Here is a 19,468-nt window from a genome sequence, read left to right on the forward strand (position 1 = left end):
GCCGAATCGGCCGGGTACGCGCATTGAGCGTACCCGTTTCTGCGTGACCTCAGCACACCTCCCGCAACACACCATCTCATCCATCGGGGCAATTCCGGGGCGCGACAATCCGCGACATGTCGCTACAATTCTGAGGGTCAGCTTAGGCTGCCCACAGAACAACCACACCGAGACGCCCTCATGGATAGCACTGCAACCCCGCATGCGGTTGACCCGCACGACACACGCCGCCGCATCTTTGCCATCGTCGGCGCGTCGTCGGGCAACCTCGTCGAATGGTTCGACTTTTACGTCTACGCGTTCAGCTCGCTGTACTTTGCGCCGGCGTTCTTCCCCAGCGGCGACCGCACGACGCAACTGCTGAACACAGCGGGCGTGTTTGCGGCTGGCTTCCTGATGCGTCCGATTGGCGGCTGGCTGTTCGGCCGCATTGCCGACAAGCGCGGCCGGCGCACGGCGATGATGATCTCGGTGCTGATGATGTGCGGCGGTTCGCTGCTGATCGCGGTACTGCCGACGTACGCGCAGATCGGTGCGCTGGCCCCGTTCCTGCTGCTCGTGGCGCGGCTGTTCCAGGGCCTGTCGGTGGGCGGAGAATACGGCACCAGCGCGACCTACATGAGCGAGGTGGCGCTGAAGGGTCGGCGCGGCTTCTTTGCCTCGTTCCAGTATGTGACGCTGATCGGCGGTCAGTTGTGCGCGGTGCTCGTGCTGGTGATCCTGCAGCAACTGCTGACGACGGCCGAGCTGAAAGCCTGGGGCTGGCGGATTCCATTTGTGGTTGGCGCGCTGACGGCGCTGATCGCCCTGTACCTGCGTAAATCGCTGCACGAAACGCAGACCACCTCGGCACGCAAGGCCGAGCACGCGGGCACGATCCGCGGCGCCTGGCAGCACAAAGGTGCGTTCCTGCGCGTGCTCGGCTTTACCGCCGGCGGCTCGCTGATCTTCTACACGTTCACGACGTACATGCAGAAGTACCTCGTCAACACGGCACACATGGACACCAAGACCGCCTCCAACGTGATGACGGGTGCACTGTTCGTCTACATGGTGCTGCAGCCGGTATTTGGCGCGCTGTCCGACCGCATCGGTCGACGCAATTCGATGCTGCTGTTCGGGGCCCTTTCGGTGCTGGGGACGGTGCCGCTCATGAAGGCACTGGCCACGGTGTCGAGCCCGCTCGCTGCCTTCGGCCTCATCACGCTGGCACTGGCCATCGTCAGCTTCTATACGTCGATCAGCGGGCTGATCAAGGCCGAGATGTTCCCGCCGGAAGTGCGCGCAATGGGTGTGGGCCTGTCGTATGCGATTGCCAACGCGGTGTTCGGTGGCTCTGCGGAATACGTGGCGCTGTGGTTCAAGCAGGCCGGCACCGAATCGACGTTCTACTGGTACGTGACGGCGCTGTGCGCGGTGTCTTTCGTCGTGACGTACTTCATGCCAGACCCGAGCAAGGAAGGGTATCTGCGCCACGAGCCGTGATGGCTCGTCGCTGATCGATGCACGCTGGGGCGCTCTGATTCGGTAGAGCGCCCTTTTTCATGTCCATTTCAATAAGCGGTCTTGCCCGTCGCCTGGCTGATTCGGCACGCAGCCCCTGGACAGGAAGTCGGCAAGCGTATTAGGGAATACCGACGCCACAGATGCTGCGATGGGACGCTGCGTCCTACCCTTAGACGGCAGCGTGCGCACCAAACCGCTGGCGAATCAGCTCCGGCGGATAGCGATAATTCCAGCGCAACTCGGCACCGGCGGGCACGCGTTCTGTCGCAAAGAAGGCGCGGATGGAAAAGCGTCGTCCGCAACGCGAAGTCGCTTCAAACACCGCAGCCTCCATGTTGTAGCCGGACTCCGCCTGCCGATCCGCCTTGCCGCGTTCGTAAGCAAAGATGGTGTTGGCCATCGCCAGGATGTTTTCACCGTCGACCCACGAATCGATGCCGCCAGCGCTGGTGCTCAGCACGAAGGAATCGTCGAGGCAGGTGTAATAAGTGGCAGGCGTCAGGAGCCGGCCACCGTAGACGCCAAGGCATTCGCCCACGGCAATGTCCCGGGCGGCAAATACACCACGCTCGCCAATGAGTGCCTCCTCGCGCGCGTCGCGTAGGTCAGCGCGCTGCATCCGCCGGCACACAAGCGTGCGTTGGTAAAGCGCGCCACGCAGACTGGGCACCACATCGGCCTGCAGATACGGCCATACGGCGTCTGCCGGGTAACGCTCGAAGCGGTCTCTGGATCGCCCGGTCGGTTCCAGCGTGGTGATGAGAACGGGCTGCTCCATTTCATCGCGAAACGGATAGCGGCAGTCGACCTCGGGCGAATACGCGAGTCGCGCAATGGCGTACGTCTGCTTGAATGCCTGCGTCTCCTCTCGAAAGGCCTGAGCGCACGTCAGCACGGCGAGGTCGTCCGGTTCTTCGGACACCAATTCCAGAATTTCGGAGCGCAGCGCCTGCGCGGCGTCGTAGAAGCGCTCGTGCCGCGCGGCAAGTCCGCTCGTCTGGGCTGCCTGTCGGAGTGACGAGCGAATACGATCGGTCAGCGCATCGGCAGAGCAAAACGTTGATGACAGCATAAGCACCACGGCGGAAGAACGAGTCACGGACGGCGACAACCATAGCGGCTGGCCGCCGCATGGCGGCGCCATGGCGCGAAACGAACCGTTGCGAGGCGAAACGGGTCGCGCCAATCGAATTCCTTTCGCAAAGGAAAAAGGTCGCCCGATCTGTCGCCGCGTTGAGCTGCGCCGAGGAACTGGCGTCAAGCGTCTCGGCGGGAATCCCCCCCCCACTTCGGAGGGGAAACGTGGCACGGTTCCTGCGTAATTCGCGTCCGTTTCACGACAATAAAAATACGGGTGGGGTATGAACAAGAAGCGGATCCCGTCGATCGCACTGGCGAAATGCGCACGCCAGTTCGGCATGGGTGTACTGAGACAGCGCGCAAGCCGTGGGGCGCATCGGCGCTCAACCGAGGCTTCTTTCCGGACACATCGCGGTACTGCCTTGACCGTAGCAGCGACGGCCTGCTCGACGGCATGTGCATCCATCGTGCCGCTCTGAGCGCCAGGCACATCGTGTCGCCGGTGAACGTCTGCTTTCGGGAGCGCGCTTAGCCGTCAGGTCCGCCCCCTTCTGCGATACCGCAGAACGCCCTGGAAATTCCACGCGCAGGTTGCGCGGACGCGTTTCGTTCTCCGTCCTTTCCAGACCTTCGCCGCACAGTGACAGCGCTGTCCCTCATGACGCCCTTGCCTTTTACCTTGCTCCGCCTCCCTGGCCTGGCCGCCGTGCTGATCGGACTGTCGATGGCGCAGCAGGCGCATGCCTTGGCGGCTGACGAACCCCAGCGATTGCGTATCGAGCGATCAACGCTCGAGCATGTCCTGATGGAAATCACACGGTTGAGCGGCCAACCGGTGTCGTTCGCATCCAGCCTTGTGAAGGACCGCATGGCCGGCCCCATCGACGGCACGATGACGGCAGCAGATGCCGCCCGGCTGGCACTGCAAAACAGCGGGCTCGCGCTCTCCGTGCTGCCTGACGGCACGCTCACCGTCGTGGCGGCCGGCAACGCTGGCACCCCCGACTCGCTACCGCGCGACATCGGCTCGCTACCGCCATCGGAAGTCCATGGCGCAGGCGATACAGGGTTCGCAGTGCTCTCCAGCAGTGCCATCACCCGCGTGGAAATGCCGATGACGAGCATGCCGCACGCCGTCAATACGATCACGCGCGGTCTGTTGGCCAGCCAACAACCGACCTCATTGAATGCGGCACTGGCGCAGGCCGGCGTGGCATCGGTATTGGCTGACCCGACAGCACCGCCCCTCTACGCCATCCGCGGCTACCTGACCAACACAATTTCGGTGGATGGCTTGCCTGACAAGCTCGCCTCGCTGCGGCCCGTGGACGCACTGGAAGAGATCGACGTCATCAAAGGGCCGAACGCAGACGTGGCGAGCGTCACCATGGCTGGCGGCGCCATCAATGCCAGCCTGAAGGCGCCAACCGCCGTCGCGCAGCGCAGCATCGCCATGGAGATCGGCTCGCACACCGAACGTAAGGTGGTAGCCGACCTGGCCGGCGCTATCGGGGCCAACGGGTTGTCTTACCGCATCGTCGGGCTCAATGACACGACTGCCGACAGCGATGCCGGATACGCGGGCCACCGCGTCAGCTACGGCCACGCCGCGCTGGGCTGGAACGACAGCGCAACGAGCGTTACCGCCGGCATCGAATCGCTCACCAGCCGGCAGCCCGTGCCGCTCGCCACCTTCGCGCTGGGCGGCGCACCTGCTCGCGTGCCCGTGCAGCTTCCCTTCGGCAACGTAGACGACCGTGTGGAAGGCAGCGGCACGCGGGTCTACTACACGGCCTCGCGCAACTTGACCGATGACTGGGCCCTCCATTCGCGGGCGAGCTATGAATCCGTGAGAGAGGAATCGGCCCAGTGGGACCTCGGATCGGCCTCGTCGTATAACGTCATGCCCAACAACACGATCTGCGGGCTGCGTCACACAGAGAGCCATCTCTGGGCCATGTCGAACGAGCTGACGGGCACCCTGTCGCACCACGCCGTGCGCCACACGTTCACCCTCGGCTGGGAAGAGATTCAGGAGCGGCAGAACCTGATCAAACCGGGGTCGGTCGCACAAGTCACGCAAGACCCGTTTGCGCCTGTACCGCTGCCGGCGGCAACGTTCATTCCGGGCAACCGGTTGTCGCAAACGTTGCGGCAATCGATCTTCCGGCTGCGCGACCACGTCTCCATTGGCGACAGGTGGGAAGTGTCGGGGTCCATCCGCGCGAACAACTACGTCGCCCTGCTGCCCCATACGCAATTGCAAGGGGTTGCCTGGACGCCCGCCGTGGGCGTGCTCTACAAGCTCACCCCCAGCACGGCGTGGTTTGCCGACTACATGCGTGGCTTCCAGATCAACACCGGCTACTTCTATGACGGCACCGGCACGCAACCCGAGCGCAGCCGCCAGGTAGAAACCGGCCTGCGGTGGGAAAACGCCCACCACACGCTGACGGCACAGGCAGCCCTCTACCGGATCGACGCAAAGAACGTGAGCCTGGCCGACGTGTCGCACCCGGGCTACTACACGCAACTGGCCGAACAAACCAACCAGGGCGTGGAACTGTCGATGCAGGGCACGGTGGCACGCGGCTGGGAGGCGTCGCTGTGGTTGTCGGCCTCTCGTATGTCGGCAAGGCTACCGGGCGGCTACGTACCAGGCGTGCCAGCCCGAAACGCCTCGCTCTGGACGACGTACACCATACAAAGCGGCGTGATCGCAGGCGCCGGCGTGGGGCTTGGCATCAGCGCGCAAGGCCGGGCCGATGCCCATGGTGATGTCTCTTTCCGGGTGCCCGGCGCCGTGCGCGTCGACAGTAGTCTCTTCTGGCACCAAAAGGACTGGCGCATCGACGTCTTTGCCCGCAACCTGTTCAACGTGCGCACGTACGGCAACACGCTCAGCAGCAGCTACATCCCGATCCTGCCTGGCCGCACGCTGGCGCTGCGCGTCACGCACAACTTCTGAAACCCACTGTCGATTGGTCCGCCGCATGCCCTAACACGGCGGCGCGCGCGTGAGTTTTGCCTTCTCTCACATCCCTCTGGCCTGCGATTTCGTCTCGGTGATCAGCGCTTCGGCCTTGCTGCATCGCCTGATGGCCGACATTCCCTAACGTTCCACCAAAGTCGCCCGACATGCCATTTCGCTTTGCGATCGGCGTGCCGGCACGCGGCTGCCCAGGGCTGCGCGGCCCGGCACGGGCAGAACGCGCAGGGCCATGCCGGCCCCGCGACCCGAACCGGAATCGGAAGCGATTGCCGTGCCGCCGTTTCTCTGCAGACGTCGGTCGTGCGGCGTTTCTCTCCTCTCTGTATCGGCATGCGTCCAGTCAGCGGCCTGGGCGGTGCCATGCATCACGCCTGCCCACTGAGGTGACACATGAATATGAAGGTCCAAGACAACGCTTCACTGAATATCTCGACCCAGCTCCAACTGGATCAGCCCGGCAAACAGAACCAGGCCGAAAGCCCGCTGCAGCATCTCGTGCAAGACATCCTGAAGGTGCTTGAAGCCATGCTGCGCAACGCCACCGCACAAGGCGGCGCCAATGCAGGTGCCGGCGGTGGCTCGGGTGGCCCAGCCGGCGGTGGCGCCCCGGGCGCGGGTGCTGCGCATGGCCCGTCGGCAAGCCAAGGTGCGCAAGGCGCCCAGGGTTCGCAAGGCGCGCAGGGTGCCAGCAAGGGCCAGCAAGTTGGCGATGACAACGGGGGCGACTCCAGTAGCCAGGACCCGATGCAAGCGCTCATGAAACTGCTGGAAGACCTGCTGAAGTTCATGAAGCTCAGCGAGCAGATGCAGCACAAGCTCGACACGGGCGAAGGCGCCAAGGGCGTCGATGGCGCAGGTGGTGCCAACGGCGGCAAGGGCCTCAATATGGACGACATGCTCCAGATGCTCGACGACGCGTTGCAACTGATGCAGCAGCAGATGATGACGAACGCGTTCGGTGGTGCCGATGGTGGTGCTGGCGCGGGCGCGGCAGGTGGTGCTGGTGGTGGTGCCGGCGCAGGCGCGGCAGGTGGTGCTGATGGCGGCGCAGGCGCAGGCGCGGCAGGTGGTGCCGATGGCGGCGCCGGTGCTGGCGACGCTGGCGGTGCCGACGGTTCCAACAGCACAGGCGATGCCGGTGGCGCCAACGGCGCTGACAACACGGGCGATGCCGGCGGTGCAAACGGTGCCGACGGCTCCAGCGCAGCCGATGGCGCAACGGGCGCGGACAACGCCAACGGTGCCGAGGCCAGCAGCCAGAAGAGCAACGACTCCATGATCGAACAACTGCTGAAGGTGTTGGACGATCTGCTGAAGATGCTGGCGCAACAACAGCAACAGGCGCTTGGCGGCGATCAGACGCAAGGCGGCGGCGCTGGCGCGGGTGGCGCAGGCAACGCTGGTGCGGCCGGTGGTGCAAACGGTGCAGGTGGCGCAGCGGGCGGCACGGCAGCCGGCGGGGCAAACGGCGCGTCCGGTGCATCCGGCACGCCGAACACCTCCACGACGGATGGCGCAAACGGCGCAGACGGCAGCAGCAATGGCACCAACAGCCCCATGGCCCAGCTCGAGACACTGCTCAAAGACATGATCAAGGTGCTGGAGCAACTGCAAGCCCAAAAAGCCGGCGGCGCGCAACAGCAGCAAAACCACGTGCAAGGCGCCTAAGGCCAGGCTCGTCAATCCGACGGCCGGCAACGGCCGTCATTTTTGCTATCCCAAGCAAGGAGACTCACCATGAGTATCTTCAGCAAAATCAAGCACGCCTTTCAGCACTTGGGCGATGACATCGCCAAGGTCGGCAAGGGCATCGCCCACGCCGCCGAGAGCGTAGGCAAGAACCTCGTCCACGACGTGGAAGCCGTTGCCAAGCAAACGGCAGCCATGACCAACGATCTGGTTCATCTGCGCATTCAAAAAGCGCTGCACGACGCCGTGGGCGTTGGCGAAGCCACCTTCAAGGGCTTGCGGGATCTGAATACCGCGGCCTTCGACGTGGCTGAAAAATCGCTGGAAAACGCCCATCTGAGCAAGGGGCTGGACAAGGCCCTGAGCAAGGTCGACAAGGCCCGCGGTTTCGTCAACGACATCGCTGACCGCACGGTCAAGGGCATCGGTGACAGCGTCAACGGTTTCGCGGACAGCAGCATTGCCGCCGCAAAAGCGGCTGCGCATGGTCACTTTGGTGAAGCGCTGGGCGATATCGGCTCAGCCGCTGGCAACGCCGCACAGTTGGCCTCGGACCTGACACCCGAGGGCCTCGCCGCCAGCGCTGCCGTGGCAACACTGCAGAAGACGCACCTGGGCGGTACGGTGGTCGACTCTGTGGTGGAAGGCGCTCTGACCGGCGGCCGCAGCGGCCTGAAGGATGCGGTCAAGCTTGCTGCCAAGGAAGGCACCAAGGCCGAGGCCGGCGTACAGGCACAGAAACTGTTCGACAAAGTGAGCGACAACGGCAATGGCACCGGCGGCATGCTGCTCGGCGCTGCTGCCGCGGGCGCTGGCGTGGCGGGAGACTTCCATGCCTCGCGCAAGACCCGTCACGCCATGCAGCCTGAAGCCCACCACACCGGCACGCAACATCAAGCCGTCGCGGACGACCACGAAGGCGCCAGCCGCAAGGGCAAGAAGAAGCACGAGGCCGAAGTCGACTCCAGCAACGGCAACGGCAACGGCAGCAACAAGGCTCAACCCAACGGCGCCGACCCCACCGGGCAGGATGCGCTTCTGGAGCTGCAACTTCTGCAACAGCAGTCCGCGCATCAACGCATGCTGAACGCCATCAAGTCGAACGGCAACGACGACGATGATGACGATGGCGACGACGTCACCTCCAAGGCCCCCGTATCGGCGCCGCAGTCCTCCGGCTCGAGCCAAGTGAGCGCTAGCGCCAACGTCAGCACGTCGACGCATAAGAAGGCCGCATAAGCCACCGCGTGCGTTTCTTTTACCTCGGCCCCACGCGATGTTGGCGTGGGGTCGTTGTTTTCCATCATCGGTGCGACGCATCTGTCGCGCCTCCCCGACTCGAATTTCAATGCCTTCGATCAATCCATTCCGCCGCACTTCGCAGGCTCCGGCCGCAGATTCCACTCCAGCGCGCAGCAATGTCCCTGCCTACGCCACGCCCCCGCGGCAAGAGCCGGCACGGCAGCCCCGGCGCGGCGGTATTGCCGGATTGTTCGGGCTGCGCCGCTCGTCTGCCAATGCCGGCGGGCCTCCCGCTGCCCGCCCCAACATCAGTGCCGGCACACCAACTGGCGCATCGCGCACAGCGCCAAACAGCCCGCTCCATGCACGTGCCCCGGCACCCGAAATCCCGCTGCATGGTGAGGCCGCCGTGAATGCGCGCATCGCCGGTTCGGGTGTCCGCCAGGCCCTGGAAGCATGGCACGCGCAGATGCATGCCCGGATAGCGGACTACCGCCCGGCAAATCCGCCTGCTCACTTCAATGCGGCACGACAGCTCGACGTTGCACTGACGCACATCGAAGACGTAGCGCGAGGGCGTCGTGACCCCGCAGACAAGATCGAACTGAAGACGACGCCCGTGCTCCATCTGCCGGATCTCGTTTCCGACATCGCGCACCTGAAGGCCCTTCACCTGTCGGACTGCGATCTGCGCGAGTTGCCGCATGATCTGGGTAACCTCGGCATGCTGGAGACTCTCAAGCTGCACGACAACCAACGCTTGCACGCAATGCCCGATACGCTGGGGCAATTGTCGAGCCTGAAACATCTTGAGATCGTGGGAAGTGGCGTGCGCGAGTTGCCGGCCATGCACGGTTTGGCGAACCTGGAGCACCTTGCCATCCAGCATTCACCGCTCACCCAGTTGCCGCGCGACATTGGCAATGCACGCAAGCTGAAAACGCTGTCTCTGGCACACACCTACCTGCGCGAGTTGCCGGCCAGCATCGGCAATCTGTCGAAGCTCACCGAACTGAACCTGCACGACAACGTGGGCCTGACTTCGGTACCCGATTCCATTGGACAACTGCGTCATCTGAAAACGCTCGACCTCTCGCACTGTCCGCAACTACGCGCCGTGCCGGCGTCCGTCGGAAACCTGCGCCAACTCAAGACCATCGATCTGCGTGGCTGCACGGGGCTCACGATGCAAGGCCTGCCAAAATCGCTCATCACCCCGATGCCCGGCCGCAAGGTGCACTTTCCGGAACATCTGCGCACCGAAATCGGCAAGGTGCGTGAAGAATGGGCGATGAAAAACGCGCCTCGCCTTCAACTGCTGCACGCCGACATCGAGCGCAAGAACGAAGAGATGGAAAATGCCGTCTTCGGTTCGGCAAGCGGCATGAATGACGGCCAGTTGGTCTCGGTCGCGTTTCGACTGAAGAATGCCCATGACCGGCTACCCGAAGTAAGGAATCAGGCCCTGCGCAATCCGACGGCCGTGCAGGCCGAATCGTCTACCGCCATGCGGCAGGCATTGGCCAACGCGTTCAACGTAGAGCCCGATCGCGAGGTGTCCGCACGTTTGGCTACCGCCGCGCGTGCGCTGCCGCGCGCCCTGCAGCATGAACTTGCCGATCTGGTGGCCTCCAGCGCGGGGCGCCAGCTGGTGATCGCCATTGGCGAAGGCGCGTTCGGCGTGCGCGGGTCCAGCCGGCTGCAACACATGCTTCCGGCATTCGCGCAGAAGATTGCCAGCCACGCGCAGATCCAGGAGTTGCGCGAGCAGGCACGGCGCTATCCGTCGACCCACCCTTCGCACCAAGTCGCTGCACAGCTGGTGCCGATTGTTCAGCAGTTGTGGACCGCCACGCAGGCGCAAGCCACACTCGCAGCGCTTGCACAGCCGTTGCAAACAGAACTGAAACCGCTGCTGGCATCAGAAGCTGGCCGCCAATTCGTATTGGACCTCAGCAAAGTGGCCGAAGGCGCCAAGGGAACGAGTACGCTCAGGCGTCTTCTGCCGCAATTGGCGACGCGGATTGCGCACGACCCGAATGCGCAGGCTCTCCACCGTTTGGCACGGCAGGATCAGCACGGCACCGCAGACGAACGCCGCGAAGGTCTTGCGCTGGCATTGCTTCCCATCGCCCAGCACCACTGGAATACGCTTGTGCAGGAAGGCACCGCGGGGCCGTCAAACCGCCCCTGACCGCGCGGCTGGCGGGCACGAATGACAAAGCCTCCCTTAGGGAGGCTTTGTCGTGACGACATCGGCAAAAGCACTACAGCGCCACCACGCGCGGTGTCAGCAGAAATAACCGCTGGAATCGCTGGCCCGTCGTCTGGTCATGCCGGAACAGCGCCCCCAGCAACGGGATCTTCGAAAGCCCGGGCACAGCATCTACGCCCTTGGTCTGCTGGTCTACCGAGTAACCGGCAATCAGCAGGCTCTCGCCTTCGTTGATGAGCGCCTGTGTGTTGATCTCGCTCTTGTTGACCACCGGCAGGTTACCCACCATCTGATTGGTGATCTGGCCATCCTCAATATGGATGTTCATGCGAATGCGCGAGGTGCCGCCGTCGGTGACCACCATCGGCAACACGCGCAGCGACACACCCGCCGAAATGCTGTACAGATCCGCCGACTGATACCCCGCCACCGGCACATAGAAATTCTGCTTGCTGTCCATGATGGCCTCGGTGTTGTCGAGCGTGGCCACCTTGGGGCTCGCGGTAATGTGCGCCTGATTGGTCTGCTGCAGCGCGCTGATACGCGCCATCAGGTAACGCGATGCCCCACCGATCACAGCGGTCAACACCCCACCCGTCGGCGTGGCGGCAATGGCAGCAGCGGCATTGGCCGTTGTGGATACCGCATCGAGCGAGCCCGGATTGGACAATTGCGTGTTGGTGCCATAACCGGTTTGCATGTCGACGTGGCTGTTGTGCAGACGCCAGTCAACGCCGAGGTCTTCCAATGCGCTCTCGCTGATCTCGATGATGCTGGCGCTGATCTCCAGCACAGCCGGGCGCGTGTCCAGCGATTCAATCAACGATTGATGGGCCGCCATGCGGTCTGCGCGGTCTCGTACGAGCACCGAATTGCTGCGCGGGTCTGCATGGATGATCGGGGCGCTGCCGCCGTCTTCCTGAAAAGCATCCGCGCGGTTGCGGCCTTCGCCGCTGGGCAGCGGTGCCACCGAACCGCCGCCAGCATATTGGCCGATACCGCCTGGCGGCAGCGGCGCTTTGCCGCCATTGCGATCGTTGCCGTTAAGGCCCGACAGCGCGCGCGTGCCGGCGCGGCCTGCGTTGGACTCTCCGGGGGCGACGCTGTCGACACGGCGGTCACCGCTGCGCAGCGGCGTGTTCTCCGTGCTGGGCGCGTTGTTGCCGTACATGCTGTTCAGGATGGATGCGACACCGCGAATGGTGATGGACTGGCCGTCCACCAGCATGGTGTGATCCGTGGCCCAGGCATAGCGCAGCGGGAAGGTGCGCACGACGGTGCGGTTGGCATCCTCGCGGCCACGATCGATCAGGCGTGCGATGTCCTGCACGAGCTCGACCAGGCGCGGCGGCCCGGATACGACCACGCTGCCCGTTTCGTCGTCGTACAGCACGGGAAAGCGCGGGTCGGTCACCCCCAGGCGCGTCAGCGCACGCTTGACCTGCGCGGTAGACGCGCGCTGCAGCGCGATGGTGGCGCTCTGCGCTTCGTTGGCGCCCGTCACACGCAGCACGGCGCCGTCGTAGTACCAGGCAAAGCCGAACGTGGCGGCCATGCGATCGAGAAACCGCTGCGGCGTTTCATTGAAGTTGCCCGTCACGCTGCCCTCGACCTGCGGCGATATCCACGTCATGACGTGCTGGCTGGCGCCGAGGTCTCGCAAGACATCTTTCACGTCTTTGCGGTCGGCCACGTATTCAAATTTTTGCGACTGCCACGGGATCACCGCCGCAGCGGCACTTCCGGCCAGCGACAGCACCGCGATGGCCGCAGCCATCAAGCACCGGCACGCGGCCAGCACGCGACCCTTCCGGCCCGCAATTCGAGTCAGATGCATGGTTGCACTCGTGAGAATGAAGAAGACAGACCGCGCCAGCGCGCGGCCATGCGATACAGCGCCCGCGGCTTAACGCCAGATGGTTTCCGAGGGCGCTTCGTTGAACTGCTTGCGATACCCCTTGACCAGCGCCGAGCGGCTGCGGATGCCCCAGCGCGATGCCGTATCGATGATGTTCGACGGCCCGCGCCCCTCGTCCAGCAGGTCGGAGCGGATGCCCTCCAGACGCAGGCGCCGGATGACCGAGCTGGGCGACATGCCCACCGCGCTCTTGAACGCAAGTTGCAGCGCGCGCTCCGTCACGTTGATGTGCGCGGCCACCTCACGCGTGGTCAGGTCGCTGCGTTCGATGTTGTCGAGGATGTAGTGATAGGCACGACGGTACTTGGCAGACAGCCGCGCGCTCACATCATCCGACGCACGTGACGCAGCGGGCGTGGTCTGGCTGACGCGGCGCACGCCGGGCGATTCGGTGCGCAGGCAGCGCAGGGCGTCCTGCATATAGGCGGTGTAGTACTTGAGCGCACCAGCAGCATCGCCACGCTGCGCGGCCATCTTGGCGCGGCAGTAGAGGTAGTCGAAATTCCAGCGGCGCGCGCCGAAAGACGTATCGCGATTGCAGATCTGGTCATACACCTTGCCGGCCACGTCGTGCTGCTCGCCGCTGAGCGCTGCCAGCACAACCTCCACTTTCGTCTGCATCAACAGACGGCTGCCCATGCGGCGGGACTGCCCGATGATCGCCATGAGCGGGTCGATTGCAGCGCGATCGCCATCTGCCATGCGGCGCAGCAGGCTCAGATATTCGGCGCGGCGATGGATCATCGCGGGCACACTCGCATCGTGCTTACCGTTGGGGGCCCATCCGTCGCGGCCGCCATGGTGGTGCAGCATCGCGGCACCCACTTCGGCCGACTGCCAGAACGCGTGTTCCAGCAAGCGGTTGGAGCATCGGATGCCAGCCTGCACCGCAAACTCGTACACAACGAGATCCAGCGTAGTGACCCAGCCGGCATCATTGCGCTCCGTTGCAATGGCGCGGGCCGATTGCAGCGCCTCGTCTGCTGCGTCCTGCTGACCAAGCTGGTGGTGCACGAGGGCCAGGCCCATCATGCCTTCGACGCGCTGCAGCCATGTCGCGCCATCGTCTTCGGCCATGCGGGAGAAGCAGCCCGCAGCAGCCGAATAACGATCGCGCAGCAGCGATTGCCAGCCCATGTTGCGGCACGAGACCACGCGCAGTTGATCATCCGAATGGCGAATCAGACGCTGCGCGGTGCGGAACGCTTCTTCGGCGTCTTCATCGCACTCCAACAGCATCGATGCATCGGCCATGGCGAGCACGCCGGCGTAGTCGCCCGCCTCCTTGCCGTGCAGGCCGCCATGATCGTCGACCAGTTGATACGCGCGGTCGAAATCCTCCGCGAAGACGGCCTTCGCATAGTCCGGCAGACGCTCACGCGCTGCTAATCCGGAGGCCAAGGCAAAGTAGATGTTTCCCAGCATGTCGACGCTCCCGTGTCAGAGATTGCGGCTGGCGAAGGGCTGGCCGCTTGGTGTTGGATTTCCTAAGGACATCCTAAGAAATCGCCGCACCGACAATCTCAACAAAGCTTCGTCAGGCGCTGAACAATCCTCACCGCATATTTTTCGGTTTTGACGACGTGCCATCGCCCACCAGTCCGTTCTTGACCCGCTGCAGCAACTGGCTATATGTAAGCGTGTCCCGCACCTGGGTGGACATGGCCACCACCAGCGCCGTGACCATGAGGATGGCCACCGCACCCTTGATGGGCTGGCCGAGCGACGCGGGCTCGAGCTTGTCTGCCGCGCGCGAAAGCAGCCCGATGCCGGCGTCGATGAGGAACAGCGTCATCATCACCGGCGCGGCCAGCTTGACGGCGGTGGAGAAGATGGAATCGGTTTGCTGCAGCAGAAAACTCTCGGCCACGGCGCTCATGTCAGGCAGCGTGGCGCCCAGCGGCCACCAGTGGAACGACTCGAACACCACGCCCAGCAGGAACAGCATGCCACCCGCTGCATAGAACAGCGTCACGGCCAGATTCAGCAGCGTGTTGCCGATGGGCGTGTTCTGGTCACCCTGCAACGGGTTGCTCATCTGCACGTTGTTGAAGCCCGCCATGTTGTCGACGATGGTGCCCGCCGTCTGCGCCACCCAGAACACCGTGGACGCCGCGTAGCCAAGGCACGCACCCAGAAAAATCTCCTTGCCCGCCAGCAGGAACCACCGGGCCGCGCTCAGATGCTCCGCCACGGCGGGTGGCTGCGCCGCCGCCACGATGATGGCGAGCGTGTAGACCACACCATTACGCGCGGTGCCGGGCACGGACTGGTCGCTCGTGGCCGGCAGGATCGCGAAGATAGTCATGATGCGCACGCACGACAGCGCGAGCAGCGCAAGGATGACCTCCGCGCTTTCATCAAGATCAAACCAGGCGTGCAGAACAGTATCGATAGCTTCCATGTGAATGCGTGAATGTCGTCGGAATGTTTCGCCATCAAGCCGCTGCGCGTGGACGCGGACGCGCCAGGATGGCCTCGACGGCTTCTTCCTCGGTGGCAAGCTCGCGCTCGGTGGCTTCCTGCTGGTCGATCCGCTCTGCAGTCTTGCGGCATTGGTCGAGCATGGCATCGAGCCGCGCCAAGGCCTGGCGGCGCGCCTTGAGTTCGGCTTCGCGTTCGGCTACGGCGGCGTGCGCGGCCGCTGCGTCGTGCTCGGCCTGCACGACCGCATCGTCAAGCTCGCCGCGAAACGCGTCGTAGCGCAGATACGCATCGGCCAGCAGCACGGGGGCGGCAATCAGCTCATCCATGCGGCCGATATGGCCCCGCAGCCGCTCGTGCGCGCGCTCGCACGCGTCTTCGCTGTCTTGCGCGGCGGCCTGTGCATCCGCCACGACTTGCTGTGCGACGGCGATCTCCGCTTCGACACGACGGCGCTGGCGCGTTTTGGCTTCGATCAGCGTGTGCCATACCGCGGAGCGCTTGCGCTTCATGTCTGGCCCACCTCGGTCAGCAGCCGATACGTCTCATCCGGGCTGCACCACTCGTCGGTGCGCTGGCGCAGGAAGTCTTCCATCCAGCCGTTCCATTGCACGGCGGTGTCGGCCACGGCATCGCTGCCTTCCTTGTACTCGCCCATCTGCAGCAGGGTCTCGACCTCGTTGTACTTGGCAAGCAATTGACGCATGCGGCCGGCAGCGGCGCAGTGGTCGGCCGGCGCGACTTGCGTCATCACACGGCTCAGGCTGTTCAGGATGTCGATGGCCGGATAGCGATTGCGCGCGGCGATGTCGCGCGACAGGATCAGGTGGCCATCCAGAATGCCCCGTACTTCTTCGGCCACGGGGTCGTTGCCGGATTCGTCTTCGGCCAGCACGGTGTACAGCGCGGTGATGGAGCCCGTGGCGCTCATGCCTGCCCGCTCGAGCAGGCGCGGCAGCTCAGCAAACACCGACGGTGGAAAACCGCGCCGCGTGGGCGGCTCGCCCGCGGCAAGGCCGATCTCGCGCTGCGCGCGGGCAAAGCGCGTGAGCGAGTCCATCATCAGCAGCACACGCAGGCCCTGGTCACGGAAATACTCGGCGATGGCGGTGCCGACGTGCGCGGCCTTGGCGCGCTCCACGGACGATCGATCGGACGTTGCACACACCAGCACGGAGCGGCGCATGCCTTCCTCGCCCAGGATCTGCTCGATGAATTCGCGCACCTCGCGGCCGCGCTCGCCAATCAGTACGATCACGTTGACATCGCATTCGGTGCCGCGCGCCAGCATGCCGAGCAGCGTGCTCTTGCCCACACCGGCCGGCGCAAAGATGCCCATGCGCTGCCCTTCCGCCAAGGTGGCCAATCCGTCGATCACGCGCACACCAGTGGCCAGCGGCTGCTCCACCAAGCGGCGCGACATCGGGTCAGGCGCCTGCGCGAACACCGGCACGTAGTCATACACATCCAGCGGCGGTCCGCCATCGGCGGGCCGGCCCAGGCCATCGAGCACGCGGCCAAGCAAGCCGGGCCCGATCCCGACCGAAAGCGTGCGCCCGCTCGGCACCACGCGGGTCGAACGCGATAAGCCCACCACGCCGCCAAATGGCGCCAGCAATGCAAAGTGCTCGCTAAAGCCGACCACCTCGCCTTGCTGAAGCTCCGTTCCATCCGGTGTGGTCAAGGTGCACAGCTCGCCAAGCTTGACGTCCACGCCACCCACACGCAGCAGGGTGCCCGTCACTTCCACGACCTTGCCCAGCCGCTGGACGGGCGCCACGCTACGGATCGCCTCGTCCATGGCGTCGATCAGCGCGGCCTTGGTCATGCCGCATCCTCGTCAAAGCCACCGTCGTCATCTGCAAAGTCTTCGTGCGGATCGGCATGTTCAAGAGGCTTGCGCCTGCGCGCTGAAAGCGCCTGACGCAGCGCCGCCAATTGCACGCGCAGGCTCGCGTCTGCCACGCCGTGGTCCCATTCGCATTGGCAATGTCCGGGCTCTGCGCGGTCGTCGGCCAGCACCTCGAAGGCGGCATTGAGCGAGCCCGTCTGCACGGCCTTGGCGAAGGCGGCACGGGCTGGTTCGATCTCGTCTGCGCACACGCGCACCGTCAGGCGCGCCTGACTTTGCAGCACGCGACCGAGCGTGGCGGCCACGCGCGCGAACAACGCCTGGCGATCGGATTCCAGCACCACGTGCTCGACCGCCTGCATGACCGTGGCGATCAGGCGGTCTTCCTCGCGGCGCGTGGCTTCGTCATCGTCGTACGCGCGCGCGGCCATGGACGCGTGAAAGTCCTCCAACGCACGTCGCTGACCAGCGGCATAGCCAAGCTTGGCGCTGCGCTGCGCGCGCTGCTCGGCTTGCCTGAGCAACTCATCTGCATTGGCCTGGGCTTGCGCCACGATGGCTTCAGCCTGGGCGTGAGCCTGCGCCAATGCAGCCTCGCGCGCTTCTTCCACGGCCTGCCATGCGGCATCCAGCTCCACCACGTGCCGGTAATCTTCGGCACGGATCACGTCCGAGCCAATGCCCAGCGGAGCATCGCGCCTCAACCAAATAACCATGACAACTCCGGAAAGAGAACAGGCAACGCAGCCATGAAGGATTCGGCTTGCGTTTCAGCGGTTGGCGTACCTGCGCACGGCGGCACGGCAGCCTGCATGCCGATCGTCAGGCGCATCAGTTGCGCGAGCGACGGATCCGACACCGTACCGTCGGCAATCAGGGCATGCAGGCCGGCCTCGGCAAGCTGCGCCAAGTCGAGTGCGGGCAACGGCCCACCGGGATCTGGCGCCCAGTGCTCGCGTTGCGTCAATGCCGTGAGGGCTGCCTCCCCCAACAGACCGGCAACGCCGGCGAGATAAGCGCCGTCAATGCATCGCGCCAGCGCGGCGCGCCTGCCGATCAGCATGCGGGCGGCCAGCACGCGCTGGAGATCGTCCTTATCCAGCACCGCCAGGCGATGCGCATGCGAAAGCAATGTCGGCAAGCCCACCTGGCCCACACCAAGCGCGATACACACCTGCCGCCAGTCTTTGGCTGCGCCCGCCGGCACATCGGTTGCCTGTGCGGCCAGCCCCGATGCATCGCGCACGTGCGCAAGCCCATGCAGCCGCTCTTGATACGCGTGCAACATGCGCAGGATCATGGCGGCGGCCGGATCAGGGGCGGCGCTGGTGTGGTTCATGCTGTCGCGCGCTTCTTCCAGCGTGCCGGCAACTTGTCTTCCAGGCGCGCGCGCGCTGCGTCAAGCCGGGTCCGTACAGCGGACAGCCGGGTTGCGGCGCGCCACAGCAATACGATCACGCCCAGCGCACCCACCACGGCCGCGAGCGTGGCCCACGACACGCCGGCAGGCGTGCGGCTCGCGGCATCGGCGGTGGGCGCATCTACGCTGCCGGGCACCAGCGTGACGCTGACGTTCTCGTAGGTGAGCCCCTCCACGCTATGCACGACCAGGTTCTTGATGCTGGGGACCAGCGAAGACACGTTGGCGCTCGGGCGGTATTTGATGAACACCGATGCGCTGGATGGCTTGACCACGGTGGCCAGCGGATCGTTGTTGGGCAGCACGATCTGCACATTGGCCACGGCCACGCCATCAATGCGCGAGAGCGTTTGCGAAAGCTGCTGCGATACGCCGTAGATGAAACGCACCCGCTCTTCCGTGGGTGTAGAAATGAGCCCGTCTTTCTTGAAGATGTCGCCCAGGCTCGCGTACTTTTCATGCGGCAGGCCGTGGCTGTGCAGGACTTCCATCGCGCGGGCAAAGGCATCCTGGTCGACCATCACTGTCCAGGTCTTGCCGTCGTCTGGCGAATTCTTCTGCGCGTCGATACCGGCCTGCAGCAGCACGGTCAGCATGTCGTTGGCGTCAGCCTCGCTCAGCTGCGCAAAGAGCTGCTTGTTGCAGCCCGCCAGCAGCGCGGTCAGCGCAAACAGCAGTGCCAGCGCGCCGCGCCGCATGCGGCAGGAGGGAAGCGCGGTCCGCATCATTGGTTCCGCATCAAGGTCTGCACGGCGTTCTTGCCGGAATGCGCAATGGTGCTGCCCAGATGGATCTTCGTCATGGTGGCTGCGCACTCCATTTGCACGCGCACGCCTTCGGCCACCACTTCCTGCACCGACATGCCGCGTTCGGCCTCGGTCATGGCCTCCACACGCGCCATCGACGCCTGCACGGCGGCATCTTCCTTCTTGACCAGTTCGCCAACGGCCGAAGGCGCCTTGCTGTGGTGCTGACCGTGCTTGGCGTTCTGCAGCATGGATTCGAAACGAGCGACAAGCTCGGGCGCTGGCGTGGCGGCTTCAGCCGGTGCGATGCCGGTACCCGGCGTGCCGGCGGTCACCGGCGGAATAGCGGTCGGACCTTGGATCATGGTGGGCTCCGGGAGGATG

The 19,468-nt window shown here is 64.7% G+C and carries 15 protein-coding genes; 5 read left to right on the plus strand and 10 right to left on the minus strand.

What is annotated here, in order from left to right:
* Positions 1-180: 180 nt before the first annotated feature.
* Entirely contained in the window at positions 181-1,485 is a 1,305-nt protein-coding gene (locus M1D44_RS24540) for an MFS family transporter (protein WP_024978169.1), read from the plus strand.
* Between the two features lie 190 nt (positions 1,486-1,675).
* Here M1D44_RS24540 and M1D44_RS24545 read toward each other — a convergent pair whose 3' ends face one another.
* Positions 1,676-2,605 (minus strand): SET domain-containing protein, encoded by a 930-nt coding sequence (locus M1D44_RS24545; protein WP_316852656.1) that lies wholly within the window; start codon positions 2,603-2,605, stop codon positions 1,676-1,678.
* A gap of 639 nt (positions 2,606-3,244) precedes the next feature.
* On the opposite strand from M1D44_RS24545, the gene M1D44_RS24550 reads away from it, so the two are divergent.
* From M1D44_RS24550 to M1D44_RS24565, 4 genes are all read left to right on the plus strand, one after another.
* Positions 3,245-5,554 (plus strand): TonB-dependent siderophore receptor, encoded by a 2,310-nt coding sequence (locus M1D44_RS24550; protein WP_316852657.1) that lies wholly within the window; start codon positions 3,245-3,247, stop codon positions 5,552-5,554.
* A 414-nt stretch (positions 5,555-5,968) separates the two neighbouring features.
* A complete protein-coding gene (locus M1D44_RS24555) occupies positions 5,969-7,246 on the plus strand; it encodes a hypothetical protein (protein ID WP_316852658.1) in 1,278 nt (425 codons plus the stop codon).
* Positions 7,247-7,315: 69 nt separating this feature from the next.
* The gene (locus M1D44_RS24560) at positions 7,316-8,506 is read left to right on the plus strand and encodes a hypothetical protein (RefSeq protein WP_316683447.1); all 1,191 of its coding nucleotides are present in this window, start codon (positions 7,316-7,318) and stop codon (positions 8,504-8,506) included.
* Positions 8,507-8,615: 109 nt separating this feature from the next.
* Entirely contained in the window at positions 8,616-10,703 is a 2,088-nt protein-coding gene (locus tag M1D44_RS24565) for a leucine-rich repeat domain-containing protein (protein WP_439004439.1), read from the plus strand.
* 73 nt (positions 10,704-10,776) lie between these two features.
* Here M1D44_RS24565 and sctC read toward each other — a convergent pair whose 3' ends face one another.
* The 9 genes from sctC to M1D44_RS24610 all read right to left on the minus strand — a co-directional run bounded on the left by sctC (position 10,777) and on the right by M1D44_RS24610 (position 19,449).
* A complete protein-coding gene (gene sctC / locus M1D44_RS24570; protein ID WP_316852660.1) occupies positions 10,777-12,561 on the minus strand; it encodes a type III secretion system outer membrane ring subunit SctC in 1,785 nt (594 codons plus the stop codon).
* A 69-nt stretch (positions 12,562-12,630) separates the two neighbouring features.
* Positions 12,631-14,067 (minus strand): transcriptional regulator HrpB, encoded by a 1,437-nt coding sequence (gene hrpB / locus M1D44_RS24575; RefSeq protein WP_024978161.1) that lies wholly within the window; start codon positions 14,065-14,067, stop codon positions 12,631-12,633.
* Between the two features lie 130 nt (positions 14,068-14,197).
* Entirely contained in the window at positions 14,198-15,046 is an 849-nt protein-coding gene (sctT, locus tag M1D44_RS24580) for a type III secretion system export apparatus subunit SctT (RefSeq protein ID WP_024978160.1), read from the minus strand.
* Positions 15,047-15,080: 34 nt separating this feature from the next.
* Positions 15,081-15,578: a type III secretion protein HrpB7 gene (locus tag M1D44_RS24585; RefSeq protein WP_316852661.1), complete on the minus strand. Its 498-nt coding sequence runs from the start codon at positions 15,576-15,578 to the stop codon at positions 15,081-15,083.
* Entirely contained in the window at positions 15,575-16,894 is a 1,320-nt protein-coding gene (gene sctN, locus M1D44_RS24590; RefSeq protein ID WP_024978158.1) for a type III secretion system ATPase SctN, read from the minus strand. The genes M1D44_RS24585 and sctN overlap by 4 nt, the downstream gene beginning before the upstream one ends.
* Entirely contained in the window at positions 16,891-17,634 is a 744-nt protein-coding gene (gene sctL, locus M1D44_RS24595; protein ID WP_316852662.1) for a type III secretion system stator protein SctL, read from the minus strand. Before sctL ends, sctN begins: the two co-directional genes overlap by 4 nt.
* On the minus strand, positions 17,619-18,257 hold the full coding sequence (locus tag M1D44_RS24600) for a type III secretion protein HrpB4 (protein WP_024978156.1): 639 nt from the start codon (positions 18,255-18,257) through the stop codon (positions 17,619-17,621). Before M1D44_RS24600 ends, sctL begins: the two co-directional genes overlap by 16 nt.
* Complete coding sequence (gene sctJ, locus M1D44_RS24605) at positions 18,254-19,066, minus strand: type III secretion system inner membrane ring lipoprotein SctJ (RefSeq protein ID WP_316852663.1); 813 nt, start codon at positions 19,064-19,066, stop codon at positions 18,254-18,256. The genes M1D44_RS24600 and sctJ overlap by 4 nt, the downstream gene beginning before the upstream one ends.
* Positions 19,063-19,449: a type III secretion protein HrpB2 gene (locus M1D44_RS24610; protein ID WP_024978154.1), complete on the minus strand. Its 387-nt coding sequence runs from the start codon at positions 19,447-19,449 to the stop codon at positions 19,063-19,065. Before M1D44_RS24610 ends, sctJ begins: the two co-directional genes overlap by 4 nt.
* Positions 19,450-19,468: the final 19 nt, after the last annotated feature.

It is taken from the genome of Ralstonia sp. SA306 (assembly GCF_054792405.1).

Coding starts and splice junctions, on each gene's coding strand:
- M1D44_RS24585 (WP_316852661.1), bottom strand. CDS start 15,578: ATGAAGCGCAAGCGCTCCGCGGTATGGCACACGCTGATCGAAGCCAAA.
- M1D44_RS24560 (WP_316683447.1), top strand. CDS start 7,316: ATGAGTATCTTCAGCAAAATCAAGCACGCCTTTCAGCACTTGGGCGAT.
- sctL (WP_316852662.1), bottom strand. CDS start 17,634: ATGGTTATTTGGTTGAGGCGCGATGCTCCGCTGGGCATTGGCTCGGAC.
- sctT (WP_024978160.1), bottom strand. CDS start 15,046: ATGGAAGCTATCGATACTGTTCTGCACGCCTGGTTTGATCTTGATGAA.
- M1D44_RS24550 (WP_316852657.1), top strand. CDS start 3,245: ATGACGCCCTTGCCTTTTACCTTGCTCCGCCTCCCTGGCCTGGCCGCC.
- M1D44_RS24555 (WP_316852658.1), top strand. CDS start 5,969: ATGAATATGAAGGTCCAAGACAACGCTTCACTGAATATCTCGACCCAG.
- sctC (WP_316852660.1), bottom strand. CDS start 12,561: ATGCATCTGACTCGAATTGCGGGCCGGAAGGGTCGCGTGCTGGCCGCG.
- M1D44_RS24610 (WP_024978154.1), bottom strand. CDS start 19,449: ATGATCCAAGGTCCGACCGCTATTCCGCCGGTGACCGCCGGCACGCCG.
- sctJ (WP_316852663.1), bottom strand. CDS start 19,066: ATGATGCGGACCGCGCTTCCCTCCTGCCGCATGCGGCGCGGCGCGCTG.
- sctN (WP_024978158.1), bottom strand. CDS start 16,894: ATGACCAAGGCCGCGCTGATCGACGCCATGGACGAGGCGATCCGTAGC.
- hrpB (WP_024978161.1), bottom strand. CDS start 14,067: ATGCTGGGAAACATCTACTTTGCCTTGGCCTCCGGATTAGCAGCGCGT.
- M1D44_RS24565 (WP_439004439.1), top strand. CDS start 8,616: ATGCCTTCGATCAATCCATTCCGCCGCACTTCGCAGGCTCCGGCCGCA.
- M1D44_RS24540 (WP_024978169.1), top strand. CDS start 181: ATGGATAGCACTGCAACCCCGCATGCGGTTGACCCGCACGACACACGC.
- M1D44_RS24600 (WP_024978156.1), bottom strand. CDS start 18,257: ATGAACCACACCAGCGCCGCCCCTGATCCGGCCGCCGCCATGATCCTG.